The organism is Intestinimonas massiliensis (ex Afouda et al. 2020), from assembly GCF_001244995.1.
Classification (GTDB): Bacteria; Bacillota; Clostridia; order Oscillospirales; family Oscillospiraceae; genus Intestinimonas; species Intestinimonas massiliensis.
Genome location: NZ_LN869529.1, coordinates 1,386,692 through 1,413,001 on the forward strand (window position 1 = coordinate 1,386,692; position 26,310 = coordinate 1,413,001).

24 protein-coding genes and 1 other annotated feature (1 of these 25 running past the window's edge) are annotated in these 26,310 nt (G+C 59.3%); of the genes, 8 read left to right on the forward strand and 16 right to left on the reverse strand.

Annotation, left to right across the window (positions count from 1 at the left end; all coding sequences use genetic code 11):
• Positions 1 to 5 precede the first annotated feature (5 nt).
• Positions 6 to 200 carry a helix-turn-helix transcriptional regulator gene (locus tag BN2154_RS15405; protein ID WP_094762475.1) on the reverse strand — a complete coding sequence of 65 codons (195 nt, stop codon included), beginning with the start codon at positions 198 to 200 and terminating at the stop codon, positions 6 to 8.
• Positions 201 to 351: 151 nt separating this feature from the next.
• Between BN2154_RS15405 and BN2154_RS15410 the strand changes: the two genes are divergently transcribed.
• Together BN2154_RS15410 and BN2154_RS10565 are read left to right on the forward strand one after the other, a co-directional pair.
• On the forward strand, positions 352 to 807 hold the full coding sequence (locus BN2154_RS15410) for a helix-turn-helix domain-containing protein (RefSeq protein ID WP_094762476.1): 456 nt from the start codon (positions 352 to 354) through the stop codon (positions 805 to 807).
• A 43-nt stretch (positions 808 to 850) separates the two neighbouring features.
• The gene (locus BN2154_RS10565) at positions 851 to 1,936 is read left to right on the forward strand and encodes a site-specific integrase (protein WP_050618743.1); all 1,086 of its coding nucleotides are present in this window, start codon (positions 851 to 853) and stop codon (positions 1,934 to 1,936) included.
• 152 nt (positions 1,937 to 2,088) lie between these two features.
• Here BN2154_RS10565 and guaA read toward each other — a convergent pair whose 3' ends face one another.
• The 5 genes from guaA to BN2154_RS10590 form a co-directional block, all read right to left on the reverse strand.
• Positions 2,089 to 3,378, reverse strand: coding sequence for a glutamine-hydrolyzing GMP synthase (gene guaA, locus BN2154_RS10570; protein ID WP_050618744.1), 1,290 nt, complete (start codon positions 3,376 to 3,378; stop codon positions 2,089 to 2,091).
• A 156-nt stretch (positions 3,379 to 3,534) separates the two neighbouring features.
• Positions 3,535 to 4,161, reverse strand: a complete 627-nt coding sequence (locus BN2154_RS10575; RefSeq protein WP_050618745.1) for a hypothetical protein — start codon at positions 4,159 to 4,161, stop codon at positions 3,535 to 3,537.
• Positions 4,162 to 4,336: 175 nt separating this feature from the next.
• Complete coding sequence (locus tag BN2154_RS16325; protein ID WP_242853744.1) at positions 4,337 to 8,431, reverse strand: S-layer homology domain-containing protein; 4,095 nt, start codon at positions 8,429 to 8,431, stop codon at positions 4,337 to 4,339.
• Positions 8,428 to 8,715, reverse strand: coding sequence for a hypothetical protein (locus BN2154_RS10585; protein WP_050618746.1), 288 nt, complete (start codon positions 8,713 to 8,715; stop codon positions 8,428 to 8,430). Before BN2154_RS10585 ends, BN2154_RS16325 begins: the two co-directional genes overlap by 4 nt.
• Positions 8,716 to 9,006: 291 nt before the next feature.
• A complete protein-coding gene (locus BN2154_RS10590) occupies positions 9,007 to 9,849 on the reverse strand; it encodes a tyrosine-type recombinase/integrase (protein WP_050618747.1) in 843 nt (280 codons plus the stop codon).
• A 436-nt stretch (positions 9,850 to 10,285) separates the two neighbouring features.
• Here BN2154_RS10590 and BN2154_RS10595 point away from each other — a divergent pair, with 436 nt between their 5' ends.
• On the forward strand, positions 10,286 to 11,155 hold the full coding sequence (locus tag BN2154_RS10595) for an AraC family transcriptional regulator (RefSeq protein WP_050618748.1): 870 nt from the start codon (positions 10,286 to 10,288) through the stop codon (positions 11,153 to 11,155).
• Between the two features lie 260 nt (positions 11,156 to 11,415).
• On the opposite strand, the gene BN2154_RS10600 is transcribed toward BN2154_RS10595, so the two are convergent.
• Entirely contained in the window at positions 11,416 to 12,750 is a 1,335-nt protein-coding gene (locus tag BN2154_RS10600; RefSeq protein ID WP_050618749.1) for a B12-binding domain-containing radical SAM protein, read from the reverse strand.
• 162 nt (positions 12,751 to 12,912) lie between these two features.
• Here BN2154_RS10600 and BN2154_RS10605 point away from each other — a divergent pair, with 162 nt between their 5' ends.
• The 4 genes from BN2154_RS10605 to BN2154_RS10620 all read left to right on the forward strand — a co-directional run bounded on the left by BN2154_RS10605 (position 12,913) and on the right by BN2154_RS10620 (position 15,562).
• Positions 12,913 to 13,206 carry a hypothetical protein gene (locus BN2154_RS10605; protein WP_050618750.1) on the forward strand — a complete coding sequence of 98 codons (294 nt, stop codon included), beginning with the start codon at positions 12,913 to 12,915 and terminating at the stop codon, positions 13,204 to 13,206.
• Between the two features lie 41 nt (positions 13,207 to 13,247).
• Positions 13,248 to 14,138, forward strand: a complete 891-nt coding sequence (locus BN2154_RS10610) for a C40 family peptidase (protein ID WP_050618751.1) — start codon at positions 13,248 to 13,250, stop codon at positions 14,136 to 14,138.
• Between the two features lie 91 nt (positions 14,139 to 14,229).
• The gene (locus BN2154_RS10615; RefSeq protein WP_050618752.1) at positions 14,230 to 14,619 is read left to right on the forward strand and encodes a metal-dependent transcriptional regulator; all 390 of its coding nucleotides are present in this window, start codon (positions 14,230 to 14,232) and stop codon (positions 14,617 to 14,619) included.
• A gap of 19 nt (positions 14,620 to 14,638) precedes the next feature.
• Positions 14,639 to 15,562 (forward strand): DMT family transporter, encoded by a 924-nt coding sequence (locus BN2154_RS10620; RefSeq protein WP_050618753.1) that lies wholly within the window; start codon positions 14,639 to 14,641, stop codon positions 15,560 to 15,562.
• Between the two features lie 41 nt (positions 15,563 to 15,603).
• On the opposite strand, the gene BN2154_RS10625 is transcribed toward BN2154_RS10620, so the two are convergent.
• The 3 genes from BN2154_RS10625 to BN2154_RS10635 all read right to left on the reverse strand — a co-directional run bounded on the left by BN2154_RS10625 (position 15,604) and on the right by BN2154_RS10635 (position 18,819).
• Complete coding sequence (locus BN2154_RS10625) at positions 15,604 to 15,996, reverse strand: hypothetical protein (protein WP_050618754.1); 393 nt, start codon at positions 15,994 to 15,996, stop codon at positions 15,604 to 15,606.
• Positions 15,997 to 16,132: 136 nt separating this feature from the next.
• On the reverse strand, positions 16,133 to 17,914 hold the full coding sequence (locus BN2154_RS10630; protein WP_050618755.1) for an ABC-F family ATP-binding cassette domain-containing protein: 1,782 nt from the start codon (positions 17,912 to 17,914) through the stop codon (positions 16,133 to 16,135).
• Positions 17,915 to 17,928: 14 nt separating this feature from the next.
• Positions 17,929 to 18,819: an SPL family radical SAM protein gene (locus BN2154_RS10635; protein ID WP_050618756.1), complete on the reverse strand. Its 891-nt coding sequence runs from the start codon at positions 18,817 to 18,819 to the stop codon at positions 17,929 to 17,931.
• Positions 18,820 to 18,932: 113 nt separating this feature from the next.
• On the opposite strand from BN2154_RS10635, the gene BN2154_RS10640 reads away from it, so the two are divergent.
• Positions 18,933 to 20,150: a dicarboxylate/amino acid:cation symporter gene (locus tag BN2154_RS10640; protein WP_050618757.1), complete on the forward strand. Its 1,218-nt coding sequence runs from the start codon at positions 18,933 to 18,935 to the stop codon at positions 20,148 to 20,150.
• Positions 20,151 to 20,197: 47 nt separating this feature from the next.
• Here BN2154_RS10640 and BN2154_RS10645 read toward each other — a convergent pair whose 3' ends face one another.
• The 6 genes from BN2154_RS10645 to BN2154_RS10675 form a co-directional block, all read right to left on the reverse strand.
• Positions 20,198 to 20,602, reverse strand: coding sequence for a GtrA family protein (locus BN2154_RS10645; RefSeq protein WP_050618758.1), 405 nt, complete (start codon positions 20,600 to 20,602; stop codon positions 20,198 to 20,200).
• Complete coding sequence (locus BN2154_RS10650) at positions 20,586 to 21,557, reverse strand: glycosyltransferase family 2 protein (RefSeq protein ID WP_050618759.1); 972 nt, start codon at positions 21,555 to 21,557, stop codon at positions 20,586 to 20,588. The genes BN2154_RS10645 and BN2154_RS10650 overlap by 17 nt, the downstream gene beginning before the upstream one ends.
• A gap of 81 nt (positions 21,558 to 21,638) precedes the next feature.
• Positions 21,639 to 22,352, reverse strand: coding sequence for a sigma-70 family RNA polymerase sigma factor (locus tag BN2154_RS10655; RefSeq protein WP_050618760.1), 714 nt, complete (start codon positions 22,350 to 22,352; stop codon positions 21,639 to 21,641).
• Between the two features lie 4 nt (positions 22,353 to 22,356).
• Positions 22,357 to 22,806: an anti-sigma F factor gene (gene spoIIAB / locus BN2154_RS10660; RefSeq protein ID WP_050618761.1), complete on the reverse strand. Its 450-nt coding sequence runs from the start codon at positions 22,804 to 22,806 to the stop codon at positions 22,357 to 22,359.
• A 48-nt stretch (positions 22,807 to 22,854) separates the two neighbouring features.
• On the reverse strand, positions 22,855 to 23,160 hold the full coding sequence (locus BN2154_RS10665) for an STAS domain-containing protein (protein WP_050618762.1): 306 nt from the start codon (positions 23,158 to 23,160) through the stop codon (positions 22,855 to 22,857).
• A gap of 433 nt (positions 23,161 to 23,593) precedes the next feature.
• Positions 23,594 to 26,242, reverse strand: a complete 2,649-nt coding sequence (locus tag BN2154_RS10675; RefSeq protein ID WP_050618764.1) for a valine--tRNA ligase — start codon at positions 26,240 to 26,242, stop codon at positions 23,594 to 23,596.
• 47 nt (positions 26,243 to 26,289) lie between these two features.
• Positions 26,290 to 26,310, reverse strand: a binding site (T-box leader) (it continues 199 nt past the right edge of the window).

The following is a 26,310-nucleotide window of genomic DNA, read 5'->3' on the forward strand; positions in this document are numbered from 1 at the left end:
CTTCTTTACTCATTGAAAAACAGTTCTTGCACAGTCTTGTTCAATTCCTTTGCAATTCGCTCCATCACCTGTTTTGAAGGATTGCGTGAAACTCCACACTCCAACTGTGAAAGATATTTATTGGTTACGCCTACTCGCTCCGCAAGTTGCTTTTGTGTTAACTCTGCATCTATACGGGCCATTTTTAGTTGCTTGTTCAAATATCACACCTCCCGATATTCCCATTTGCAATGGAATTTTTTCTTATTATACCATTGACAATGGTATAAGTCAATCGTATAATGGAAAAAAGAGAAGCGGGGGTTTGAATTTTTCACTACCAATGGTATAATAATATTTAGAGGTGATCCAATGGCAGTGAAAGACAATCTGAAGCGGATCAGAAAAGAAAAAAGGCTTACCCAACGGGAATTAGCTGACAAGTCAAAGGTTAGTTTCAGCATGGTTTCCAAGCTCGAGAGCGGAGAACAGTTAAACCCTTCTTTGGAAACCATACAAAAGCTGGCAACCGTGTTAGAGGTAGAACCTTATCAACTTCTAACCAGCATTGATTTTGAAAAAATATCCCCCATTGCTAAACGGGTTGATGAAGAAGTTGCACGGTTGCTTGAAAGGCCCGTAGAAAAGGTTCGTACTGCAATTCATGAACTGCTTCTAAGCGATTATGGAACTGAAACCTTTGAAATCAATCATGATGCTATAAGTCCTGACGAACTGGGTAGAATTGAAGATGAAATACTCAATTTCATTCGTTTTCGTTTCCAACAGTTCAAAGATAAGCCTTCTATTTATCATCATTCTGATTAAGCTGAACCCCTGTTTTTTCTTCACAGAAAGGACAGGTGATTATATGCCGGTTTATAAGAATGAAAAAGCCGGTTCATGGTTCTGCAAGTTCTACTATACCGATTGGACGGGGAACCGGAAGCAGAAGAAGAAGGAAGGCTTTAAGACAAAGAAGGAAGCCCAAGAATTTGAACGGGAATTCTTATCCAAGGCCCATGCTTCCTGTGATATGTCCTTTGGCTCTCTGGTGGAACTTTACATGGAAGATTGCAAGCACCGTCTGAAGCCCACCACCTATTCCAACAAGCAATTTCTGATTGACACCAAACTTCTTCCTTTCTTCCGGGATATGCCAATCAACACCATTACCCCGGCCACAATCAGAAAGTGGCAAAACGAACTTTTAGCTGATCCCAAGGGTTATTCCCAAACCTATCTAAAAACGGTAAATAATCAGGCCAGCGCAATTTTCAATTTTGCTGTGAAGTATTACCGGTTGGAAAACAACCCTTGCCGACTTGCCGGTAGCATGGGGAAAAAACACGCTGATGAAATGGAGATTTGGACGGTAGAAGAATTTAACCGATTTATTCAAGCCGTATCTAACAAGCCGCCTTCCGTTGTGATCTTTAATCTGCTATTTTGGACGGGAATGCGATCCGGTGAACTGTTGGCTTTAACTGCGGATGATTTTGATTTTGAAGCCCATACAGTGAGTATTTCCAAAAACTATGCCAGACACCAAAAGGAAGATTTGATCCTTCCACCCAAAACCCCAAAGAGCAAACGAATCATTACCTTGCCGCCGTTTCTGTCCGATATGGTACAGCGGTATTCCACTTGCATTTATGTTACTGATCCGTCCGGGCGGCTTTTTGGACAAACCAAAAGCTATCTACTCCATGAAATGATCAGGGGGTGTAAATCATCAGGCGTGAAGCGAATTCGAGTTCATGATCTGCGGCACTCCCACGCTTCCTTCCTGATCGAAAAAGGTTTTTCCCCATTGTTGATTGCTGACCGGCTGGGGCATGAGAACATAGAAACCACGCTTCAGACATATAGCCACCTTTACCCGAATAAGCATTCAGAAGTGAGCGCCTTGATTGAAGAAGTCCATTCCGCTCTCAGCAACGCCCAGCGGGTCTAAAAGTTCAAGGCTATTTCTTGTGAATAGTACGATTATAGTACGGCAACAAAAAAGAACCACGAAACACAGAACAATTTCTTCCGTGTTTCGTGGCTTTTCTCTTGTTTTCTTCTGATTTCTAAACTAATTTAGCAAGTTCAGAAAACCTATTGTTATTCCCACTCAATGGTGCCGGTGGGCTTGGGTGTCAGGTCAAACAAGACCCGGTTGACGCCCTTAACCTCCTTCGTGATGCGCTTGGTGATGTGCTGGAGCAGGTCAAAGGGGACGTTCTCCACCGTGGCGGTCATGGCGTCCACGGTGTTGACGGCACGGAGGATAACGCACCACTCGTCGGCGCGCTTGTTGTCGCGGACGCCCACAGACTTGATGTCGGGGATGGCGGTAAAGTACTGCCACACCTTGCCCTCCAGACCGTTCTTGGCAAACTCCTCCCGAAGAATGGCGTCGGACTCCCGGACGGCTTTCAGACGGTCACGGGTGATGGCGCCCAAGCAGCGGACACCCAGTCCGGGGCCAGGGAACGGCTGGCGGTAGACCATGGAATCAGGCAGCCCCAGTGCCTTGCCGCAGGCGCGGACCTCATCCTTGAAGAGCATCTTCAGCGGCTCTACCAGCGCAAAGCCAAGGTCCTCGGGCAGCCCCCCCACGTTGTGGTGGGATTTGACCGCCTTGACCGTCTTGGTACCTGACTCGATGATGTCGGGATAAATGGTCCCCTGGGCCAGGAACTCGATGCCCGAGAGCTTGCGTGCCTCTTCCTCAAAAACCCGGATAAACTCCGCGCCGATGACCTTTCGCTTGGTCTCCGGATCAGCCACACCCGCCAGCTTGTCCAGAAAGCGGTCCACGGCGTCCACATAGATGAGGTTGGCGTCCATCTCGTCCCGGAACACCCGCACCACCTGCTCCGGCTCCCCTTTGCGCAGAAGGCCATGGTTCACATGGACGCAGGTGAGCTGCTTGCCGATGGCCTTGATGAGCAGGGCCGCCACCACCGACGAGTCCACTCCGCCGGACAGCGCTAACAGCACCTTCCGTTCCCCCACTTGCCGGCGGATCAGCTCTACCTGATCGGCGATAAAATTCTCCATATTCCAGTTGGGCTGGGCGCCGCAGAGTCCAAAGACAAAATTAGACAGCGCCTCTCTGCGCATCTCCCCGTCGTCCGGCCAGGGGGCGTCCCCCTTGTGGTCGGCCAGAAGGACCGGCACCTCATAATTATAGATCTCCTTGGCCGCGTCGATCTCCACTCCGTTCACGATCCGGTTGGCCCCGCCGTTCAGGATGATGCCTTTTACATTGGGAAGCGCCTTGAGCTCCTCCAGCGTGATGTCGTGGGGATGGATCTCACTGTAGACCCCCAGCGCGCGGATCTCGCGGGCCAGACGCGGATTCTCCTCACTGCCCAGGTCCAAAATAACGATCATGTCCTGCCTCATTGCAGTACCTCCTATATCTTCCGTATGGGTGTTTTTAATCCTACCATATCTGCGTGCCGAAATCCAGACTCAATTCCGCTCCATCTGCTCCATCTGCCAACCGCAGCTCCACCCAAGCGGTGCTCATGTTGAACTCATAGGACAGGATTTTCATCGTCATTGCTCCCTGGTTTTTCGGCGCACTCGTTCGTCAGACCGCTTGCCGCCCTCTGGAAAGATGTGCGGTTCCATCGGGATTACGCCTTTTTCGCTATGATCCAAAGCCCTGCGGAATATGTGGATCAGCTCCAGGGCGCTGCGGAAGGCCGTGGCGCTATCCCTGTCTCCCGCTCGGATTAGTATGCCTTGCATGGAAGCATTCTGTCTGGAATACACCCGCAGATAAAAACTCGCCAGTTTTCCTCGCCTTGGCCGCAGAGCATGGAAATCCCAGGCAGCGACTGGAGCAGAGCCGCGGGACACCTCCGGAAGGGGCCCCTTTTTGCGCTTTCGGGCCCTCCGGCCGCTCAAGGTACGTGTGATATTCCACGGCTCGGCCAGTCTGCTCTCATTCAGCACTTCCTCCATCGAGAACAATAATTGATCCAGGCTGTGGAAGGGACGTGGCGCAGGCAGGCAGAAACTGTGCAGCCACCCTTCCGCCAAGCCGTTTTCAAAGCTGTCCACACAGACGACCAGTGTGCGGCAATACTCGGGCCATTGGCCACCGTCACGGGATATTTCGTCCTCTGCAATATAGCGGGGTTCCAAACGATCGGCCACCAAAATACACTCTTCTTTCATCTGCAACCCACCTTTTTCAGGGCCGGCTGTTTTACAGGGCCCACTGACAAACATCCCATGTTCAAATGAGTCCCTTGCCATTCTTTCTCCAAGCCCTCCAAAGGATTGGAGGGCTTGGAGAAAGGGGGGCCGGGAGGCCCCCCTCCCGCGATAGGCGGGAAACGGGATCGGGGGATTATTTCACGACGTTTTCACAAAAGCGCATGAGGATGGCCGCAACTTGGGCCCGTGTTGCCCCAGCCTTGGGAGAAATCGTGGTAGTGCTGGTGCCTCTGACAAGGCCCGCGGCGTTGGCCCACCGGATGGCCTCCTGTGCATAGCCGCTGACCGTCCCAGCGTCGGAGAAACCAGACAGGTCAGCCTTTGCGCTCATGTCATAGCCCTGGAATCCGGCATAGCGATACAGAATGGCCGCCATCTGCTCTCGGGTAATGGTGTCGTCCGGGCCGAAGTTCCCGTCGTCATAACCATTCACAATCCCGTTTTCAGACGCCCAGGCAACAGCCTCGGAATAATACTGACCGGCAGGCACATCCAGGAAATCTGCGCTCTCCCGGCTCGCAGGCGACCCCGCGAGCCGATGGAGAATGGTCACGATCATACCCCGGGTCGTGGTCGCATCGGGACTGAACGTGGTGCTGCTGGTACCGTTCATCATGCCCTCGCCATATACGAACATCACGGCGTCATAGAACCAGTCGCCCGTCTGCACGTCCAGGAAGGGCAGCGTGGTCAAGGCGGGCTCTTCCACAAAGCTCACTGTGATCTCCACTTTGGAGGCGGGCATGGTAAAGGTGTACTGGGTATCGCTTTTCTTGGTCAGCTTCACGGCGTCGCCGCTTTGGTCGGTGACGGTAAGGTCATCCAACTCATAGCCGGAATCCGGCTTGACAGTAATCGTTACCGCGGTGCCCTTGGATGCATTTTTGTGGCTGACGGAAACGGAGCCATGCTTCACACCGGAAGGCGTGGAGACGGCATAAGTAGTAGTGGAAGAACCACCACCGCCGGAGGGAGCGCTGTAAACGCAGGTGTAGATGCCGTTCTCCTCCTGGACCGTCGTGCGGGCGCTGGCGCCCTTCACAGTGCCGCTAAAGATTTTCCCAGCCTTGTCAAGGGTAAAGGTCACCGTGCGGCCGACCGTCACGGCCTCGCTGTTGTCCTTCACCAGGGTAATCGTCTCGCCGTTCTGCACGGCGTCCACAGCGGCCTGGAGCGTGGTATAGCCAATCTCGCCGATCTTGGCGGCGGGGGCCTGTGTGGTCACCACAAAGGTGCTGAAACCGTTGGGATTGGTGAAGGTAATTGTGCTGTCATTGTTCCTCGTGGCGCTGTACACATAGGTCCTCGTGCTGCTCTTGATGTGCCGGACATAGAACTGCGCATCGCCATCAGCAAAGCTGGATGCAAGGGGGACCGTGATCTGGATCGGGGTCGTGACATTCAGGGTCTGCGCTTCCTTGAGGACCACGGCGTTTTGGCCCTCACCGCTCTCCGTTTTGATATGGTCGGGATCGGTGGTGGCGACAACATGGTACTTCGCCGCGATCTCCAACGTCATAGTCTTGGAGCCGTCCTCAGCCGTCTCAATTTTCTCAACGGCAACGTCCAGATAGGGCTGGACCACAACCGTAATGGTGGCACTGTCATCTGCAAGGTCGCCAAGTGCGGTCTTTGCCGCGTCCTCAGTGCCGACAATCGAGGAATCGTTGGCGAGGGCACTTGCGGCTGCGGCCAGAGTATTTGTGGTCGCTTCACTCTTCGCGGCAGTCGCCACCTGATCGGTAGTGATGCCTGTGCCATCGGGGACACTCACATTTGGTTCGCCGGCGGAGACAGCGGTTTCCACATCGACCTCGGATACGCCAATCGTGTAATAGCCGGCCTTATCACTGACGACGGCGTCCTTGCCCTCTGCGATATAGCTCTTGTCGGGCTTGTGGGAGAAGTAACCGTCGGTGATGAGAATGGTACCGCCCGGATATTTCTCGCTGTTCACAACCGCACCATAGGGCTCAACGCCTGTAAAGGTACCGCCTTTGATGGTCAGTTGACCCTTGCCGGCGGATTCCAACACGCCGTTCCATACAGCCTCCTCGGCTGTGCTGGTAAACGTACCGTCATTGATCTCGGCCACATTCCAGTTCATAATATTGGCCTGGGCGCCGGTTTGAAAGGTGCCGCCGGTGACCGTCAGCGTGCTGTAGTCGTCGTTCTTGACATTGTTCAGGCCGCCGGTGAAGGAACCGCCCTCAATGGTCAACACGCCGGCAGTCACGCCCTCTCCAGCCTGCGTGCCGAGATTGCGGATCATGCTGGAGAATTTGCCGCTGTTCTCTACGGTGACCCCTTTGTTGATGGTCATGACGCCCTGGTTATCAATGGTGTACCAGGAGTTCCCGCCGCTGGTCGCAGCATCCACGCCCGTCTCAGCGCTTCTTTTGAAAATGCCGCCGTTAAGTACCGCAGTGCCGTAGTTCACCAGAGCGCCCTTGCCGTGGCTCACATTGTCCACGGTGCCCTCGCCGGTAATGGTCAGGGTGCCATTGTTGATAATGGTATGTTTGCCGTCTTCATTGGTGAGAGTCTTGCCGTTCAGGTCCAGCGCCACAGTGGCGTCGGCAGGAATGGTCGTAGATTGTGTTGCGCTCTCTCCCAGCTCCACCGCTACATCAGCGCCAGCAGCCAGATAATTCAGTGCGCTTACATCGGAGAAGGTACCACTCTGGACGGAAATACGTGCATTGTTTTCCCCACCATTGGGGTTGGTCCGTTCAATCTTACCGAGAATCTCACTTTCCCCTTTGACTGTGACCGACACGCCGGTATAGTTGGCATAGTCGCAGGAATCAAAAGCAAAACCATTCTCAGGAGCAATGATTTCACAGTTCTGAATCGTCACATTGCCGCAGTTATTGGAAAGGGTATATTGTCCGCGTCCGATATTGGTACCGTCCAACGTCATATTGTCCAGTGTCAAATCGCAGTAATTTTGGACGAGCATCCGCACACCGGAATCGGCTGTCGAAGAAATCGTGCCGTTTTTCAAGGTTACCTTCGCATTTTCATTTCCAGTCCCTTTCCACTCCAGGTGGAAGGCTTGGCTCTGGGTGCCCATGGAACCTACCGCCGGGCCGGTGCAGGTGTATGTATGGTTGTCAAAATTGATGGTAAAGTCCTTCACCGCAGTTTTGGCGCCGTTCGCTGTATTTAGAAAAGTGCCAATACCACTGCCGCTGGCATTCGTCAGCAAAATAATCGTTCCGCCGTCTTCAACCGCTGCCACAGCGGCGGCCAGGGTGGCGTAACCGCGCTCAACACCATCGGTGGTGATGGAGGCTGTTGCAAACCGCTCGCCAACGCCTTCGGTGCCGGTCGTCGTTGCAGGGGTAATGTTGTAGGTGATCTTGTTTCGGATCGCTGCCGGATCGTATGCGGCATTGCAGCCGTCATCAAGGCCGTAGACCCATGCAGTGTTGGAGAAGGTGCAATCCGTGATGTTCACAACATTCTGCCTTACATTCGTGTCGGAGATAACATTGCTGTAAACAGCGTCCCACATGTTTGTGAAGGTACAGCCGGTAAAGTTAAGGATCACGCCGCTGGCGTCAAAGCCTGTGATCACGGCGTAGCCGTTCTTTTCGCCTGCGGTGTTCTCAAAGTTGACATTCTCAAAGGTCAGATTAACATCGGTCACGCCCTCCAGGTTGTTCTTGTCAATCTGCTTGAACACGCCGCCGGCGGGGAACTGAATCGTGTGGCCTTCGCCTTTGATAGTGAACGTTGCCTTCTCGGGTACGATAATGGAGCCGGTCAGGGTGATGTCGGCAGTCAGGGTGATGATGTCAGTGCCAACTCCATTAGTTCCGGCAGCATTGACGGCATCCGCGAGGGTCGAATAGCCGGTCTCACCGATCTTAACGGGCTGTTCCCCCACACTCTCCACCGCCGTGATATCAACCGGGTCAATCACATCAATTGTTTCATAATAGGCGTTGCTATCCGCATCGTCCATCGGGGCAGGCACATTATTTGTGTCTGTGTTAATGCCGCTGGTCTCATCATTAGCCGAGGCGGGTTCCCCGTCCACTTCATCACCTGCTTCGCCAGCATCATTGTTCGCAAAGGGAAGAACGCAATCGCCCTCATGACCGGCCTCCCGCGTACATCCCACCGTGGCCGTGCAGGGCTCCGCGGCCAGCGCCACGGTGGGCAGCAGGCCCGCCACCAGGCACACGGCCAACAAACTTGCTATTAGTCGCCGTTTCATGTACAAATTCCTCCTTTTTCTTCTTGCCACCCCTTGGTCCGGGGCGCGGCCAGTGAGCACATCAGCCGTTCTTTTGCAGCCTCCGGGGTCGGTTGGTGCGGTTCACCTGTCAGATATTCCAGGGCGTCGTTCCACTCGAACAGCGTCCCGGACTGCGGACTGACCTTCTCCAGTGCCCGGGCCAGCCGGAGCCGCTGAAGGTCATCGATGTACCGCAGATCAGACAGAAACTCACACCCGGCCTGGACCGCCATTGCATCCAACAGGGACATGTTTGCATCCATACCAACATCACCTCCACATCACAAAATCAACATTTCGCATACAGGTATACACTGCTTTTTTACTTCGGCAAGCCCAAAAACGGAAAAATAAGGAATTCAAGGGTTCATTGCAGCAGCAAAAGGGCGCAAAAAGACCAAGCCGCAAAATCGAGGTTTCAGCGGCTTGAGTTTTTGTGCCCAAAAGTGTCAATCCCCCTTGATAATCATAGGATTGCGTAGTACAATAACCATGCTATATGTAGCTGAAGGGGCCGGAGTGCCGATAGCTTCAAGGCAAAATGTTGATTTTGTCTATGAGACAAGTCCCAGGCGGTCCAGTTGTCTGACCTGCTCGGCTCCAGTGGTCACAAGATAGATGCGGGTAGTCTCGATGCTGGAATGGCCCAGCACGTCGGCTAGACGCGCGATGTCCTTGCAGGCCTGGTAAAATGTCCGGGCAAACAGATGCCTCAAATTGTGGGGATAGACTTTCTCCGAAGCTACACCCGTCGCCTTACAAAGCTGCTTCATCTCCGCCCATATCTGCCGCCGTGAAAGGCTCCTCCCGCTTCTGGTGAGAAAAATCTCGCCGGAGGCGATTTTCTGTTTCCTGGCGTATTTCAAGAGTTTGCGGCACAGCTTATTGGGCAACAGAATCATCCGTATCTTGCCCTTTAAGGCAATCTCCGCCCGGCCACACTGGGCAGCTTCCACCGTGAGATACTTCACCTCGCTCACCCGCACGCCGGTGGCGCAGACGGCCTCCATCAGCAGGGCAAGGCGCTCCTTTCCAGCGGCCCGGGCCGTGTTCACCAGCAGGTCGTATTCACCCCGGGTCAGCTCCCGGGACTGGTCCCGGAACAGCCGGCGCTGAACCTTCAGAAATTTTACCCGGATGCCCCAGCCCAAAAAGCGGAACAGGCCGTTGACGGCGGCCAGCATGGAGTTAACGGTACTGGGCTTGTGGCCGCTGGATAGCAAACGGTCTCTCCACTCCGCCGCTAATTCCCTTGTCACCGGGCGGCCCTCCAGCCACACGGCAAAAGCCCGCGTGTCCCGCAAATATTTCTCGATGGTGCTGGGGGCGTGCTCTTCCGTACGCAGACACACTCCGTAGGCCGTAATCTGGTCTTGCGTCAGTTGGTAGTTGTCCATGGAAAATCCTCCAGTCGCAGTAATGACAGTATTTTACCCGATTGCGGGCTTCATATGGGATGGGTACTCGCACGGACACAAGCCAGAAAATAAATCGCTCCGGCTCACCCGGGAAGCGCATCGACATTGGTGTGCGCATGATGTAATTGCCTTTGGGTAAAGTTGGCGGATCATGTCGGCCTGTGTTAAAATAACACCCAAGCGATGAAGAAAGCGCACGTCTCCATAAAAGGCAGAGATGTGCGCTTCTTTTCCTACAATTGCTTTCCGCGCTTGATTTCCATAAATTATATAAATTATTTGTTTTTGCGGAGGGCCCTGGCAATAGAAACACATCAAATGGAGAGACGGCTATCCTGACAGCAGAACGCACAGGATGTCAGGCTTTCACGGCTCAGATGTGCGATAATCAGTTCAGACGGAAGGAAGGGGTCCTATGGATTGGATCACAGGAATCCAGCGGGCGCTGGATTACACCGAAGCGCATTTGACGGAAGAGATCGACTACAAGGAAGTGGCGAAGCAGGCCTGCTCCTCCTCCTTTCACTTTCAGAGAATGTTCGGCATGCTTTTGGGCCTTACACTGGGCGATTACATCCGCATGCGGCGGCTGACGCTGGCGGCCTGCGACTTGCAGCAGACCGGCGGCAAGGTCATCGATATTGCTATGAAATACGGTTACGACACGCCTGAGAGCTTTTCCAGAGCCTTTGCCCGGTTCCACCACATCAGCCCCACCGAGGCAAGACAGGGCGGGAGCGTCAAATCCTTTTCCCGGCTGTCCGTCAAACTGATTTTAACAGGAGGCAACACCATGGATTACAGGATTGAAAAGAGGGACGCATTCAAGGTCGTCTGCAAGAAAAAGCAGGTCACGCAGCCCCAAGGTGACACCGCCACCGCCGACATTTCGGCCTTTTGGGATGCGTGCAGCCGAGACGGCACACTGGAGGCGATCTGCAAATATGCCGATTTCCCGCAGATTGGCGGAATGCTGGGCATCTGCTTCTCCGGGGAGATGGACGACTCGGCGTTTCCCTATGGCATCGGCGCACCCTACAACGGAGCAGAGCTCAGGGACAAGGGGCTGGAAGTGATTGAAATCCCGGCTCACACCTATGCGGTCTTTACTTGCAAGGGCAAGATGCCCGACGCGTTCCAAAAGACCTATCAGCAGATCTGCACCGAGTTCTTTCCCCAAAGCGGCTACGCGTACGGCAACGGCGTGGAACTGGAGGTGTACCCTTCCGCCAATACCCAGGACCCGAACTACACCTGTGAGATTTGGATTGCGGTAAAGAAGTAACCCTTATCCCTTCATGGCGCCCGCACGATTCCCGTGAGGCGCCTGCATCTCACGGGAGCCCTTTTGTATTTGATCTCCTTGGGCGAAGCAAATTTGCCCTGCGCGAACTCGGCTGCACCGAATTTCGCACCGCACTGGCGGCGTTCCGCTAGTGGCGCATCCAAAATGACCGGACAAGCCAGAGGGCCTCGGAAAGCAATGCTTTCCGAGGCCCTCTGGCTTGTCTGTTAACCTTTTTCAACCCCGCGGAGGGGTATGAGTTACCGCAGAGCGCCCCGTCTCCGCCACCAGCGGACCAGCACCCGACCCAAATACGCAGGGGTGACGAACCGGAACGCCCCCCGCCGCCAGGTACACAGAGTCAGACGCGCCAGCAGCAGCCGGTACCGGGCCAAAAAGGCCCTCCGGCTCATGTGTTCCGGAGGCAGCACCAGGTGGGTCAGGTCCCACTGCCGCAGGTCCCGGCTGGTGAGTTCCCCTTCCTTTCGCCGGTAAAAGGGGGTGGGCGGAATCGGGGTGAGGATCTGAACGGAGGCATACCGAACCGGATGCTCCGCCACCCAGCGGGCCAGGGCCTGAAAGTCCGCCTTCTCAAACGCAGGGTCGGCCAGCAGCAGAGCGGCGCAGTCGGCCCCGTTGGCGTGGAGGATGGTCACGCAGGCTTCGTTTACCGCCCGGCTGGTCCCCTTGTTCCAGCCCTCCAGCCGGTCGTCCCGCACCCCTTCGATGCCCACCAGGAAACATCGGAAGCCCGCCCGGCACAGCCGGGCCGTCAGCTCTGGGTGGGCGGCGATGAAGTCCGCCCGGGCGTAACAGATGAACTGTTTGCGGATGCCCCGCTCCTCCAGGCCCCGCAGGAAGGCCTCCGTCCGCACCTCCTCCAGCAGGAAGTCCGAATCCACGATAAAGACAGGCTCTCCCGGTATCGCCTCCAGTTCATCCAGCACCAGATCCAGCCGCCGGGCTTGATACCGTCCGCCGTGGAGGTTTCGGCCATAGCAGAAGTCGCAGGTATAGGGACAGGCTACGGCGGTCTTTAAGGTGGACACCCGCGGATAGTCCAGATAGCGGAACCACTTCGCCCCCGCCGCCCAGCCGCTCCGGTCGGGCAGGGGCAGCTCGTCAATGTCGCAGGGGATATAGGGCGTCTCGCTCCACCCCTCGCCCGTTCTCCAGCACAGGCCGGGTATCCCCGCCGGGTCGGCCCCGGACAGCAGCGCCTGAAAGGCCGCAGTGGACTCACCCCGCAGGATGAAATCCACCCCCTCCCAGCGCAGTCTGTCCCAGTTGAGCTGGGCATGCACTCCGCCCACCACCACCCGGCAGCCCGGGGCCGCCATCCTGGCCAGTCGGACATATTCCGCCATCTCCCGCTCCTGCGTCAGATAGCCAGTCAACCCCACCCAGTCCGGCCGCACCTCTCTTACCACCCGGGAGAACGGGCGGTGCTCCAGGATTCCGTCATAGAGAACCGGCTGCGCCCCCATGGCCTTGCAGGCCGCCGACAGATATTCCAGCTCCAGCGGCTCACAGTCCACCGCGCCAAATACCGTCATGGCGTTGAGCCTTCTGGGCCGCACCAGCAGCACCCGCATGAAACCGCCCCCTTCCCCTGTATTTTACCGATTTCCGCTCCGTTCTGCAAGCCTCCGGCCCCATCCCAGAAATATCCGGAAATCCGCCGAAAAGAATTTGACATGCCGGGAACAATGTGTTACAATTTGGTTACAGTTTTATCTTGGATATTGGAGGTCAATATGGCTGATCAGAAATTTCCCCTGGTTTACAAGGGACACCCCCTGCGCCGCAAGGACAACCTGATCTATTACGGCAGCATGGCGGATAAATATATCATCATGCTCCAAGTGATGGACAACAAAAAGGTGGACGACGACCTGTCCCTGGCCACCAAGGTCTCGGTCCAGCTCCAGCTCACCGACCCCGACCTGAAGAGCCGCGACCGGGTGGTCAAGAAGACCGAGAAGGACAACCTTTACGCCGCCATGGACGTGGCCGCCGTGTGGCTGGCCCGGGCTCTGGCCAACAAATAATTTTCTCCGCCTACAAACGATAAAATGGGAGGTCCTCACCGATGATAATGCCCGGCAAGCTGCTGCGCACCTGCCTGCTCACCGTCGCCCTTACCGCTCTATGTACCATCGGCGCGTCCGCCGCCTGTCTGGGCGCCGGCACCGTCACTGCCGACGCCCTCCGCCTGCGGGACACCCCCGCCACCGACGGCGCCATCCTGGCCACCGCCCCCAGCAACGCCAAGCTGGTAGTGCTGGAAGAGGCCGGCGATGGCTGGTACAAGGTCAGCTACAACGCCGTGGAGGGCTATATGGCCGGTGAATATCTGACCGTCTCCACCTCCATGGATGCCGCGCTGGGCTATGGCAAGGTCAACAGCGATGTATCCTCCCTCAACATCCGCTCCGGCGCCGGCACCGGCTGCAGCGTACTGAACAGCGTCTCCGGCGGCACGGTGCTGGAGCTCACCGGCGTACAGGACGGCTGGTATAAGGTAGTCCACGGCGGCACCAGCGGCTACGTCAGCAGCGATTACATAACCCTCACCTCCGAGACTCCCGCCGCCACCGTAGCCGCCTCCTCGGTGGGCGAGGAAATTGCCGCCTACGCCCAGAACTTCCTGGGAACTCCTTACGTGTACGGCGGCAGCAGCACCAGCGGCTTTGACTGTTCCGGCTTCACCAAGTATGTCTATGGCCAGTTCGGCTATACCCTTAACCGCACCGCCACCGACCAGCTCTCCAACGGCGTGTCCGTCAGCAAGGATGAGCTGCAGCCCGGCGATCTGGTGTTCTTCAAATACCGCACCAGCAAGCCGGTCTCCCATGTGGGCATCTACATCGGCAGCGGCCAGTTCGTCCATGCCTCTACCAACAGCTACGCCGTTCAGATCGACGACCTGTCCTCCGGCCACTACGCCAACGTCTACGTCTACGGCCGTCGGGTGGTCTGAGCCTCTTGCAAATCCGAGGCAGAGGAAATATAATAGCAAGTGCGCAGCGCCTCTGCCGCTGCGCACTTTTCTTATTGCAAGGAGGCCCGCCATGGAACATCTGACCATCGCCATGGAGCACTATCTGGAGACTGTTTATGATCTGTGCGGCGAGGGCGGCTGCCGGCTCAGCGATGTGGCCGCCCGGCTGGAGGTCTCCAAGGCCAGCGCCAACAACGCCATGAATGTGCTGGCCTCCCGGGGGCTGGTGGAAAGTGAAAAATACCGGGAAATCCGGCTGACGGAGCAGGGGCTCCGTCTGGCTGAGCTGCTCTCCCACAAGCACACCATTCTGCAGCGCCTACTGACCCAGGTGATGGGGGTGGACCCGGAGCAGGCCTATGAAGACGCCTGCGCCATCGAGCACGTCATCAGCGCCGACTCGGTCGCCCACATCCAGGACTTTCTGCGCCGCTACCCCCCGCGCTCCGACCAAACCTGAGGAAAGGACTTCGAACGCCATGCACAGCCGCTCCCGCCTCCTGGGACATACCTTCGCCCTGCTGGTCACCATCGTGTGGGGCACCACCTTTATCTCCACCAAGCTGCTTCTGCGGGCGTATGACCCGCTGGCCATCATGACCTACCGCTTCGTCATCGCCTGGGTGATCCTGTTCTTCCTTCACCCGAAACCGCTGCTGCCCAAAAGCCTGCGGGAGGAGCTCCCTTTTATGGCGGCCGGGCTCACCGGCCTCACCCTCTATTTCATTCTGGAGAACACCGCCCTGGCCTATACCCTGGCCTCCACTGTGGGCATCATTATCTCGGCGGCCCCCATGTTCTCGGCGCTGATGCTGTGGCTCTGCCGCCGGGCGCCCCGGCCCCGCTGGTCCTTCTTCGCCGGCTTTGTCCTGGCCCTCACCGGCATCACCCTGATCTCCCTGGCCCGGGGCGAGACCCTGGACTTCAACCCGCTGGGCAGCCTGCTCACCCTGGGCGCCGCCTTCTGCTGGGGCTGTTACGGCGTCTGTGTGGAGCTGACTCGCAGCTCCGGCTGCACCAACCTCCAGGTCACCCGCAAGGTCTTTTTTTGGGGCCTGGTCTTTACGGCCCCGCTGCTGGCCCTTCTCCGGCCCGACCTGTCCCCCGCCCATTTGGCCGCACCCGACCTGCTCTTCAACGTCCTCTACCTGGGCGTGGGGGCCTCTGCCATCTGCTTCGTCCTGTGGAATAAGGCTCTGTCCCTTTTGGGCTCGGTGTCCACCAACGTATACATCTATCTGACTCCGGTGGTCACGCTCTTCGCCTCCGCCCTTATCCTCCACGAGCCGGTCACCCTTCAGGCTCTGGCCGCCATCGCCCTGATCCTGGCCGGACTGTGGCTGTCCCAGAGAAAAACGGGTGCGCTGTCTGAAGAGGTTTCCGCCTCCCCCTCCTCTACCTGACCAAAACGCCCGGTCCGCTTAAGCGGACCGGGCGTTTTTTCTTACTGCCGGGGCTCTTCCGGCTTGGGGTCCTCCACGGGGGCCGCGGGTTCCTCGGGCGCCACCTCAGTCTCCGCAGAGCAGCAGCCGCAGCCGCACACATCGTCGGAGACATCGTTGGCCGCCTTGATCTCGCTGATCTTGGCGCGGTTCTCCTCGATCTTCTGCTTGGACGCGGTAATTCTCTCACACAGCGCCGCGTAAGCGCCCTCGGGCGCCATGCCCCGCTCGGCGTAGTAGAGCTTGCCCAGCTCAATATAGGCCTTGCGGATGTTATCCTCCTCGGTGGAGTTTGCAATGTTCAGCTTGGCCACGTCGGTGAGCTCCTTGGCCTTGGCCACGCCGCTCTGGGTCAGGTCCAGTGCCCGGCTCTTCAGTTCGTCAAAAGAAATCATATCAAAAACCTCCTGTTGCATTCTTCTAATGTTTTTGGAATCTGGCCCTATTGTATACGTATTTTCAGCGGGGCGCAAGTTGTCCCCGTGGAAATTCATGCTTTTTTAATCTTTTTTCAATCCGGATTTAGAAAAATCATGGATGGGCGATGCGCTCGGCCAAATCGGTGAGGTAGAGCCACCGCTCCATCTTCTCCTCCAGCCGGGCCTCCAGCTCCTCCTGCCTCGCCTGAAGGTCCTGCAGGGCCACGTAATCGCTGGCCTTCTCCTCCTGCTCCGCCCGAACGGCGGCCAGTTCTCCCTCTAGAGCGGCGATGTCGGCTTCGATGGTCCCATACTCCCGCTGCTCCTTGTAGCTGAACTTCAGCTTTTGGGGGCCGGTGGGCTTCTCCTGGGGCCGCTTCTCTCCGCTGGACCGGGGCGTCTTTTCCCGCTGCGCCTCTGCACGGGCGGCCAGATAGTCTGAATATCCCCCGGTATAGCCCTGCACCGCCCCGCCCTCTCCCACGGCAAAGATCCGCCGGGCCATTTTATCGAGAAAATAGCGGTCGTGAGACACGGCGATGACCGCCCCGGGGAAGGTCTCCAGATAGTCCTCCAGGATGGTGAGGGTCTGGATGTCCAGGTCGTTGGTAGGCTCATCCAGCAGCAGCACGTTGGGGGCGGCGCACAGGATGGACAGCAGGAACAGCCGCCGTTTCTCTCCGCCAGAAAGCCTGTCGATGGGGGCCCACTGGGCGTCCTTTGGAAAGAGAAACTTTTCCAGGAGCTGGGAGGCGGTGAGGGAACCCTCCGGGGTCTCAATGCGGTTGCCGATGTCCTTCACATAGTCAATGACCCGCCGGTCCGCCGCCATGGGAGGGGTCTCCTGAGCAAAATAGCCGATGCGCACCGTCTCTCCGGTTACCACCTCTCCCGCGTCGGGAGCCAGCCGCCCGGCGATGAGGTTCAGCAGGGTGCTCTTGCCGCTGCCGTTGGGACCCACGACCCCGATGCGGTCGTCCCGCAGCAGCATCAGGTCGAAATCCCGCAGCACGGTCCTTCCCCCAAATTCCTTGGATACCCCGCGGAGCTCAATGGTCTTTTTCCCCAGGCGGCTGGACAGGGCGGACAGCTCCAGCTCGGCCCGCTTCTCCGGCCCCGTCTGGTCCCGCAGGGCCTCATACCGCTCCAACCGCTCCCGGCTCTTGGTCCCTCGGGCGGTGGGGCCCTGCATCACCCACTGGTACTCCCGCCGGAGGATGGACTGACGCTTGCGCTCGCTGGCCGCCTCCATCTCCTCCCGCTGGGCCTTGGCCTCCAGGTACCTGGCGTAGCTCCCCTCGTAAAAGGCGAGTTTGCCCCGCTCTACCTCCACAATACGCTCCACCACCCGCTCCAGGAAATAGCGGTCGTGGGTGACCATCACCAGCGCCCCCTTGAACTGGCGCAGCCGCTCCTCCAGCCAGGCCACCATCTCGGCATCCAGGTGGTTGGTGGGCTCGTCCAGAATGAGCACGTCGCAGTCGTGGACCAGCGCGGCGGCCAGGGCCGTCCGCTTGCGCTGCCCGCCGGAGAGTTCCCCCATCCGCTGTTCAAAATTGGTGACGCCCAGGCGGGTGAGGATACTTTTGGCCTCGTACTCCTGAAGCTCCCGGGCCTCGGGGGACAGGCGGTCAAAGACCTGCTCCAGCACGGTGCGCGCCGGGTCGAAGGCCGGGTTCTGGGGCAGATATTCCAGCCGCACATTGGGGTCCCGAGCCACCGTTCCCCCATCGGGTTCCTCCGCCCCCGCCAGGATGCGCAGCAGGGTGGACTTGCCGTTGCCGTTCAGCCCGATGACCCCCAGCTTCTGTCCCCGCTCCAGATAGAGGGACGCCCCGTCCAGCACGGCCCGGGTCCCGTATATTTTTGTGATGTGTTCCGCGGAAAGCAGCATGGCTGCCGCTCCTTTCAATCCAAAAAACTGAGCTGCCGGTCCTCATAGCCCCGCTGGTAGTTGGCCGTGATGTGCCTCATCTCGTACAAAAGCCCCAGCTCGCCGCACCGCCGGGAGAACACCTCCCACAGCCGCCTGGCCCGGGGGCTGGTGCAGACATACCGGTCCCCATAGCGCTTTTCGTGCTTCTCACGCAGGCCCCGGCCGGGGAAAGCGGCCTCCAGCCGGTCCAGATACCAGCTCCGCTGGCCCTGCCGCTGGGTCATGCCGAAGGCGGGGTAGATGTACCGGGCCCCGGCCTCCGCCGCCGCCTCGGTCACCGCCAGGACGTTCTCCTCGGTGTCCTCGACGAAGGGGAGCACCGGCATCAGCAGGATACACACCGGGATGCCCGCCCTGGACAGCGCCCGCACGGCCTCCAGCCGCCGGGTCGGGCTGGGCGCCCGGGGCTCCAGCTTGGCGGCCAGAGCGTCGTCCGCCGTGGTGAGGGTCAGCTTGCACAGCACCGGAGCGCGGCTCTGGATAAACCGGAGCAGGTCGATGTCCCGGACCACCAGATCGCTCTTGGTGGCCAGGGTGACCCCGAAGCCATAGGCGTCCAGCAGGGACAGCGCGTTCCGGGTGAGCTCGAGCTCCCGCTCAAACGGGTTGTAGGGGTCGCTCATGGCCCCCATGCCTACAATACCGGGGCGGAGCTTGCGCCGGAGGTCGTCCCGCAGGACGGCCAGGGCGTTCTCCTTGACCCGCACGGTATCAAAGTCCTCCACCCGATAGCAGTCGCTCCTGCTGTCGCAGTAGATACAGCCGTGGCAACAGCCCCGGTACAGATTCATGGTGTAGTCCGTGCCGAACCAGGAGCCATCCCTGGTCCGGTGCAGCAGATGCTTGGCCGGGACAGATTCCAAACCGCTCGCCTCCGTTTCCTCCAGTGTATCACAATCCGGAGAAAATTCGTATCTTTTCTTTTGTTTTGAAGTATGATATCCTATTGGCTGTTGTTAATTCAGGAGGGATATCCATGAAACATAAGCCGCCCCTTTCCGTGCAGATTCTGATCGGCCTGCTCCTGGGCGTCCTGGCCGGGCTGGCCCTGCAGGCCGCGCCGGACGTCGCCCGAACCTATATCAAGCCCTTCGGCGTTCTGTTCCTCAACCTCATCAAAATGGTGGTGGTGCCTCTGGTGTTCGCCTCCATCACCGTGGGCACCTGCGGCCTGGGAGACGCCAAAAAGGTGGGCCGCATCGGCGGAAAAACCATTTTGTTCTACCTGTGCACCACCGCGCTGGCCGTCACGCTGGGTCTGCTGGCGGCCAACCTCTTTCCGGTGGGGCGGGGGCTGGGCCAGGTGGCGCAAGAATCCGCCGGAGCCGCCGGGACGACGGTCAGCGTCGCCGACACCCTGCTGAATATCGTCCCCACCAATCCTGTGGCCGCCCTGGCCGAGGGCAATATGCTCCAAATCATCTTTTTCGCCCTGTGCCTGGGCGGGGCCATCCTGCTCATCGGAGAGAAAGGCTTGCCCCTGCTGGCGGTGTGCGACAGTCTGGCCGAGGCCATGTACGCCCTCACCGGATTCATCATGAAGCTGGCCCCCGTCGCCGTCTTCGCCCTCATCGCCCCAGTGGTGGCCGAGCTGGGCCCCCGGGTGCTGCTTGCCTTTCTGGGGGTCATCCTGGTGGTATACGGGGCCTGCCTACTCCACATGCTGGTAGGCTACTCCATCGCCGTGGGGGGCATCGCCCGGGTCAACCCCCTGACCTTCTTCCGGACCGCCCTGCCCGCTCTGGTATTCGCCTTCTCCTCCGCCAGCTCGGCGGGCACCCTCCCCTTCTCCATGGAGGCCGCCCGCAGGCTGGGGGTGCCCGCTCCGGTGCGCTCCTTCGTCCTGCCCCTGGGGGCCACCATCAACATGGACGGCACCGCCATCTACCAGGGGGTGTGCGCCCTCTTTATCGCCAACGCCTATGGCATCCCTCTGGACCTGGGGCAGCAGGTCACCATCGTGCTCACCTGCACGCTGGCCTCCGTCGGCACCGCCGGGGTCCCCGGCGCGGGAGTGGTGATGCTCACCATGGTACTCCAGTCGGTGGGCCTGCCCGTGGAGGGGGTAGCCCTGGTGGCGGGCATCGACCGCGTCCTGGACATGGCCCGCACCACCGTCAACATCACCGGCGACATCGCCTGCTCGGCCGTGGTGGCCGCCACCGAGGGCGGGCTGAAACCGGAGCGCCCATAAAAAGCAAGGGGACTGACGAGCGCGCGCTCGCCGGTCCCTTTTTGCTCCTATGTTCCCTTCCGGAAAGCAAAAAACCGCTGTCCAAAGTAGTTGAGCACGGTATACAGCCCCATGCCCACCAGCTTGGAGAGCCGCTCGACCCAGATCACGGGTACGGCGTTGGGCTGTTGGGGGATAGGCACCAGCACCTTGGCCAGCCCATACCCCACCACATAGCACACCGCCACGTTGACGGCGAACTTTACCGCCGACCGGCCCAGCTTCTCCTGACTGTGGAAGGTGAAGTGCCGGTTGAGGAAGAAGCTCATCACCGCTCCGGCCACATAGGCGATGGCGGTGGAGGGCCAGTAGCCCAGCCCCTCCAGAAGGAACATGAGGAACATGGACAGCAGGGTGTTGCCCACCCCCACCAGCAGGAATTTGGGAATCGAGCTGTCAATTAGTCTGGCCATGTTCGTCCTCCAGCACCTCCCGGATCAGGAACCGGGGGCGACCCTTGGTCTCCAGGTAGATTTTTCCGATATACTCCCCAATGACCCCCAGGGACAGCAGGATCAATCCCCCGATGGCCCAGACGGAGCAGATGACGCTGGCCCAGCCCAGAACGGTTTCTCCGTGGGCCCAGCGGACGATGGAATAGATCAGCATCAGGATGCTGATGAAAAAGATGAGAAAGCCCAGGGCCGTGATATAGCGGATGGGCTTCACCGACAGGGAGGTGATGCCCTCCATGGCAAAGGAGAGCATCTTTTTGAGGGGATACTTGCTCTCGCCGGCGAACCGCTCGCCCCGCTCGTACTCCACGGCGGCGCTGGGATAGCCCACCAGGGGCACGATCCCCCGAAGGAACAGGTTGACTTCCTTGAACGCCGCCAGCCCCTCCAGGGCCCGGCGGGAGAGCAGGCGATAGTCAGCGTGGTTGAACACCGTCTCGGCCCCCAGGGCGTTCATCACCCGGTAAAAGCCCTCTGCGGTGAAGCGTTTGAAAAAGGAATCGCTCTTTCGGGAGGAACGGACGCCGTACACCACGTCGCACCCCTCGTAGTACTTGTCCACCATGGCGTCCACCGCGTCAATGTCGTCCTGGAGGTCGGCGTCCATGGAGATGACCATGTCGGCCCGGTCCTTGGCGGTCATCAGTCCGGCCAGCAGAGCGTTCTGGTGACCCCGGTTGCGGCTCAGATCCGCGCCGGAGAACAGCGGGCACTGCCGATGCAGGTCAGAGATCACCGCCCAGGTGTGGTCCCGGGAGCCGTCGTTGACAAAGAGGACCCGGCTCTGATCGGAGATCCGCCCGGCGGCCGTCAGAGCCTCCAGCTTGGCCCGGAGGCGGCGGGCGGTCTCGGGCAGGACCTCCTCCTCATTGTAGCAGGGGACCACGATATAGAGGGTATCCGGATGTTCCACGGAGTCTTCACTCCCTTGTGTTTTATGATCCTTTCGATTATACCCCCTTTGGACGAAAAAAGCCATCCTTGTGTTCCAAATTTACTCGCTCAGAATGGAGCGCAGGCGTTCCATCGCCTTGCGCTCGATGCGGGACACCTGTACCTGGCTCACCCCCAGCACCTTGGCCGCCTTGTCCTGGGTGAGATTTTTGTAGTACCGCAGGAAGATAACCTGCTTTTCCCGGTCAGGCAGGCTTTCGATGGCCCCCCGGAGGGCCAGCTTCTCCACCACCCCCTCCTCCATGCCCTCGGTGCCCAGAACGGACTCCAGAGTGAAGCCCCCGTCCCCCGTCTCCATCTGGAGGGAGGCCACCGGCAGATTGGCCTCCTCGGCGGCGGCAATCTCCTCGGGCTCCAGCCCCGTCTCCTCCGAGAGCTCGGAGAGGGTGGGCTCCCGGCCCAGCAGGTGAGTCAGCCGGTCCCGGGCGGTCCGGATGGCGGTGCCCCGCTCCTTTACCCCCCGGCTGACCTTCACCGCCCCGTCGTCCCGGAGAAAGCGTCGGATCTCCCCGGCGATCTTGGGCACGGCATAGGTGGAGAACTGACAGCCGTAGGCCGTGTCGAAGCCCCGGACCGCCTTGAGAAAGCCCAGGCAGCCCAACTGATACAGGTCCTCCGGGTCCACGCCGCGGCCGTAATAGCGCCGGACGATGGACCAGATGAGTCCGGCGTTCTCCTCCAGCATCCGCTCGCAGGCCTCGTTGTCCCCGTTGTGGGCGGCTTCCAGGAGGGAGGAAGCCTCCAGCGCGCTCATGGGCTCACCGCCCGCCCGCCGCCAGGCGGCGGGAGATGCGGCGGCGCAGGGTGACGGTGGTGCCTTTTCCGGGGGCGGACTTCACCTTGAGGGCGTCCATAAAGCTCTCCATGATGGTGAAGCCCATGCCGGAGCGCTCCTCGTTCCCGGTGGTGAACAGAGGGGTGCGGGCCTGAGCCACGTCGGCGATGCCCACCCCCCAATCCTGGACCACCACCTCCAGCGTGTTGTCCTCGAAAAGGCGCAGCTTCATCCGGATTTTTCCCAGTTCGTTGGGGTAGGCGTGGACGATGCAGTTCGTCACCGCCTCGCTGACGGCGGTCTTGATGTCGTTGACCTCATCCAGCGTGGGGTCCATCTGGGCGGCAAAGCAGGCCGCCGTCGTCCGGGCAAAGCCCTCATTGGCCGAACGGCTCAGGAATTCCACGGTGGCGCTGTTGACCGGATTTCTCATATGTATAGCCTCCTATTGGTCCGTGTGCGGCGGGGCAGCCCCGCCGCATCACTCAAATTTCATCAGCCGGTCCAGCCCGGCGGCCCGCAGGACCTTGCCCGCCTGATCCGGCACGTGCTGCACCGTCATGGTCCCACCCAGAAGCCCCACCCGCCGGTGGGCCCGCAGCAGCACCGCGATCCCCGAGCTGTCCATAAAGGTCACGTCTCCCAGATCCACCGTCAGGCGGCGGGGCAGCTCCATGTCGATCTCCCGGTCCAGCACGTCCATCATCTCCCGGGCCCGGTGGTGGTCCACCTCCCCGGTAATGGTCACCCGCAGCACCCGATCCTCCGCCGTACAACTTACCGGCATAGCTTGTCCCTCCCAGTTCTCTTTGGTATCTATAAAAAAATCGCAGTATACCAGAATTTGGTATACTGCGATTATAACGCGGGGACGCGGGGGCTTTTTGTCGAAGTGTCTGTATTTGGAAATTTATAGGTCCTGTGGTTTCCTCCTCGGCCTCCAGTACCGGCAGGTCTGCTCCACGCCGCGGCGCTTCATGCGGGGATAGCCACAATGTCCAAAGTCCAATGCGTGAAATGGCTCTCCCTCCATTTGACGATGGCAAAACGGCTGGGCCTATATAAAACGACTGATGCACGCTATGAAACGGGTAGGTACGAAATTCCCTTCTCCGTTGCGATACGGATTGCCAAGTGCCACAAAGTCACTCTGGACTATTTGGCTGCAATCGTGATGTAAAAGCCGGCGGACACACTGATATGTGTCCGCCGGCTTTTTGTTACATGCTCCGGAGCTGTTCCTCCAGCTTGGCGATCAGCGCCGTCAGCTTACCGGCGCGCTCCCGCTCGGCCTCCACCACGTTGGCAGGGGCCTTATTGACAAAGCCCGGGTTGTTCAGCTTGGCCTGCAGCTTCTCCAGCTCCGCCTTCTGCTTGCCCAGGTCCTTCTGAATCCGGGCCTTTTCCTTCTCCAGATCCACCAGCTCGGCCATGGGCATGGAGATACGGGCCGCATGGGTGATGACGGTGACCATGCCCCTGGCGCTCTCCTCGCCGTCGGCGCCCAGGCCGGCCACGCCGGTGATGGTCACGTCGCTGGCGTAGGCCAGGCGCTTCAGGAAGGGGATACCCGCCTGGAAGACCTCCTGCTCCAGAGTGGAGACGGTCAGGCTGGCCTTCTTGGAGGGGGGCACATTCATCTCCGCCCGCCGCGTGCGGACAGCGCCGATGGCGTCCATGATCATCTCCATGGCCTTTTCCTCTTCGGGGAAGTCCAGCTCCACATGGTGCTCGGGCCACTTCTGGAGCATGAGGAAATCGCCCTCATGCGGCAGCGCCTGCCAGATTTCCTCGGTAATAAAGGGCATGAAGGGATGCAGCAGCTTGAGAATATCGGTCAGAACACAGCACAGCACCTTCTGCGCGTTGACCTTGGCCTCCTCGTCGTCGCCCTGGAGGCGGGACTTGGTCAGCTCGATATACCAGTCGCAGTAGTCGTCCCAGATGAAATCGTATACCTTCTGGGCGGCCACGCCCAGCTCGTATTTGTCCATGTTCTCGGTGATCTCGGGGATGACGGCGTTGAGCTTGGACAGAATCCACTTGTCCTCCAGCTCCAGCCGCTCGGGCAGCTCGCACGTGTCGATGGTCAGGTTCATCATCAGGAAGCGGCTGGCGTTCCAGATCTTGTTGGCAAAGTTGCGCATGGCCTCGCACCGCTCGGTGTAGAAGCGCATGTCGTTTCCGGGGCTGTTGCCGGTGACCAGATTGAACCGCAGGGCGTCGGCGCCGTACTGCTCGGCAATCTCCAGAGGGTCGATGCCGTTGCCCAGGGACTTGGACATCTTGCGGCCCTTGTCGTCCCGGACCAGGCCGTGGATGAACACGGTGTGGAAGGGGGGCTTGCCGGTGTGCTCACAGCCGGAGAAGATCATCCGGGCCACCCAGAAGAAGATGATGTCGTAGCCGGTGACCAACACATCGGTGGGATAGAAGTATTTGTAATCCTCGCTGCTCTCGTCCGGCCAGCCCAGGGTGGAGAAGGGCCACAGAGCGGAGGAAAACCAGGTGTCCAGCACGTCCTCCTCCTGGTGGATATGCCGGCTGTGGCAGTGCTGGCACTCGGTGGGGTCAGACTCGGAGACGGTCAGCTTGCCGCAGTCGTCGCAGTACCAGGCGGGGATGCGGTGGCCCCACCAGAGCTGACGGGAAATACACCAATCGTGGACGTTCTCCATCCAGTTGGTGTAGGTCTTGGCGAAGCGGTCAGGGACGAACTTGGTCTCCCCCTCGTTGACCACCCGCAGGGCCTCCTTGGCCAGGGGCTCCATCTTGACGAACCACTGGGCGGAGATGAGGGGCTCCACATCGCTGTGGCAGCGGTAGCAGGTGCCCACGTTGTGCTGGTGGGGCTCCACCTTCACCAGGTAGCCTCCCGCCTCCAGATCCGCCACAATGGCCTTCCGGGCCTCGTAGCGGTCCATGCCGGAGTACTTGCCGTACCCCTCCACCACCCTGCCGTTGTCGTCCAGCACCCGGATGGTCTCCAGATTCTGGCGCAGGCCGACCTCGAAGTCGTTGGGGTCGTGGGCGGGGGTCATCTTCACGCAGCCGGTGCCGAAGGTCCTGTCCACGTATGCGTCGGCCACGATGGGCATCTCCCGGCCCACCAGAGGCAGGATGCACTTCTTGCCCACGATGCTCTTATACCGCTCGTCCTCGGGGTTGACGGCCACGCCGGTGTCGCCCAGCATGGTCTCGGGCCGGGTGGTGGCCACCACGACCCAGCGGTCGGTCTCCCCCTGGATAGGGTAACGGATGTGCCAGAGATTGCCGGGCTTGTCCTGGTACTCCACCTCCGCGTCGCTCAGGGCGGTGACGCAGTGAGGGCACCAGTTGATGATGCGGGAGCCCTTGTAGATCAGGCCCTTGTTGTAGAGGCGGACGAACACATGGCGCACAGCGGCGGACAGGCCGTCGTCCATGGTAAACCGGGCCCGGGACCAATCGCAGGAGGCGCCCAGCTTCTTCTGCTGCTCCACGATGCGGCCGCCGTACTTGGCCTTCCAGTCCCAGACGCGCTCCAGGAACTTCTCCCGGCCCAGGTCATAGCGGGTGAGGCCCTCCTTGGTGCGCAGCTCCTCCTCCACCTTGATCTGGGTAGCGATGCCGGCGTGATCGGTGCCGGGGACCCACAGCGCGGCGTAGCCCTGCATCCGTTTGAACCGGATGAGGATATCCTGAAGGGTGGAGTCCATGGCGTGGCCCATATGGAGCTGGCCGGTGACGTTGGGGGGCGGCATCACAATGGTGAAGGGCTTCTTGTCAGGGTCCCGGTGCCCCACGAAGCAGCCGTTCTTCTCCCACATCTCGTAGATGCGGCCTTCGACCTCTTGGGGCTCATAGACCTTGGGCAGTTCTTTCTTCATGTTTACATCTCCTTTTCGGGGCAACAAAAAGCGCCCCGAGCATGCTTGCTCAGGGCGAACGAATGTCC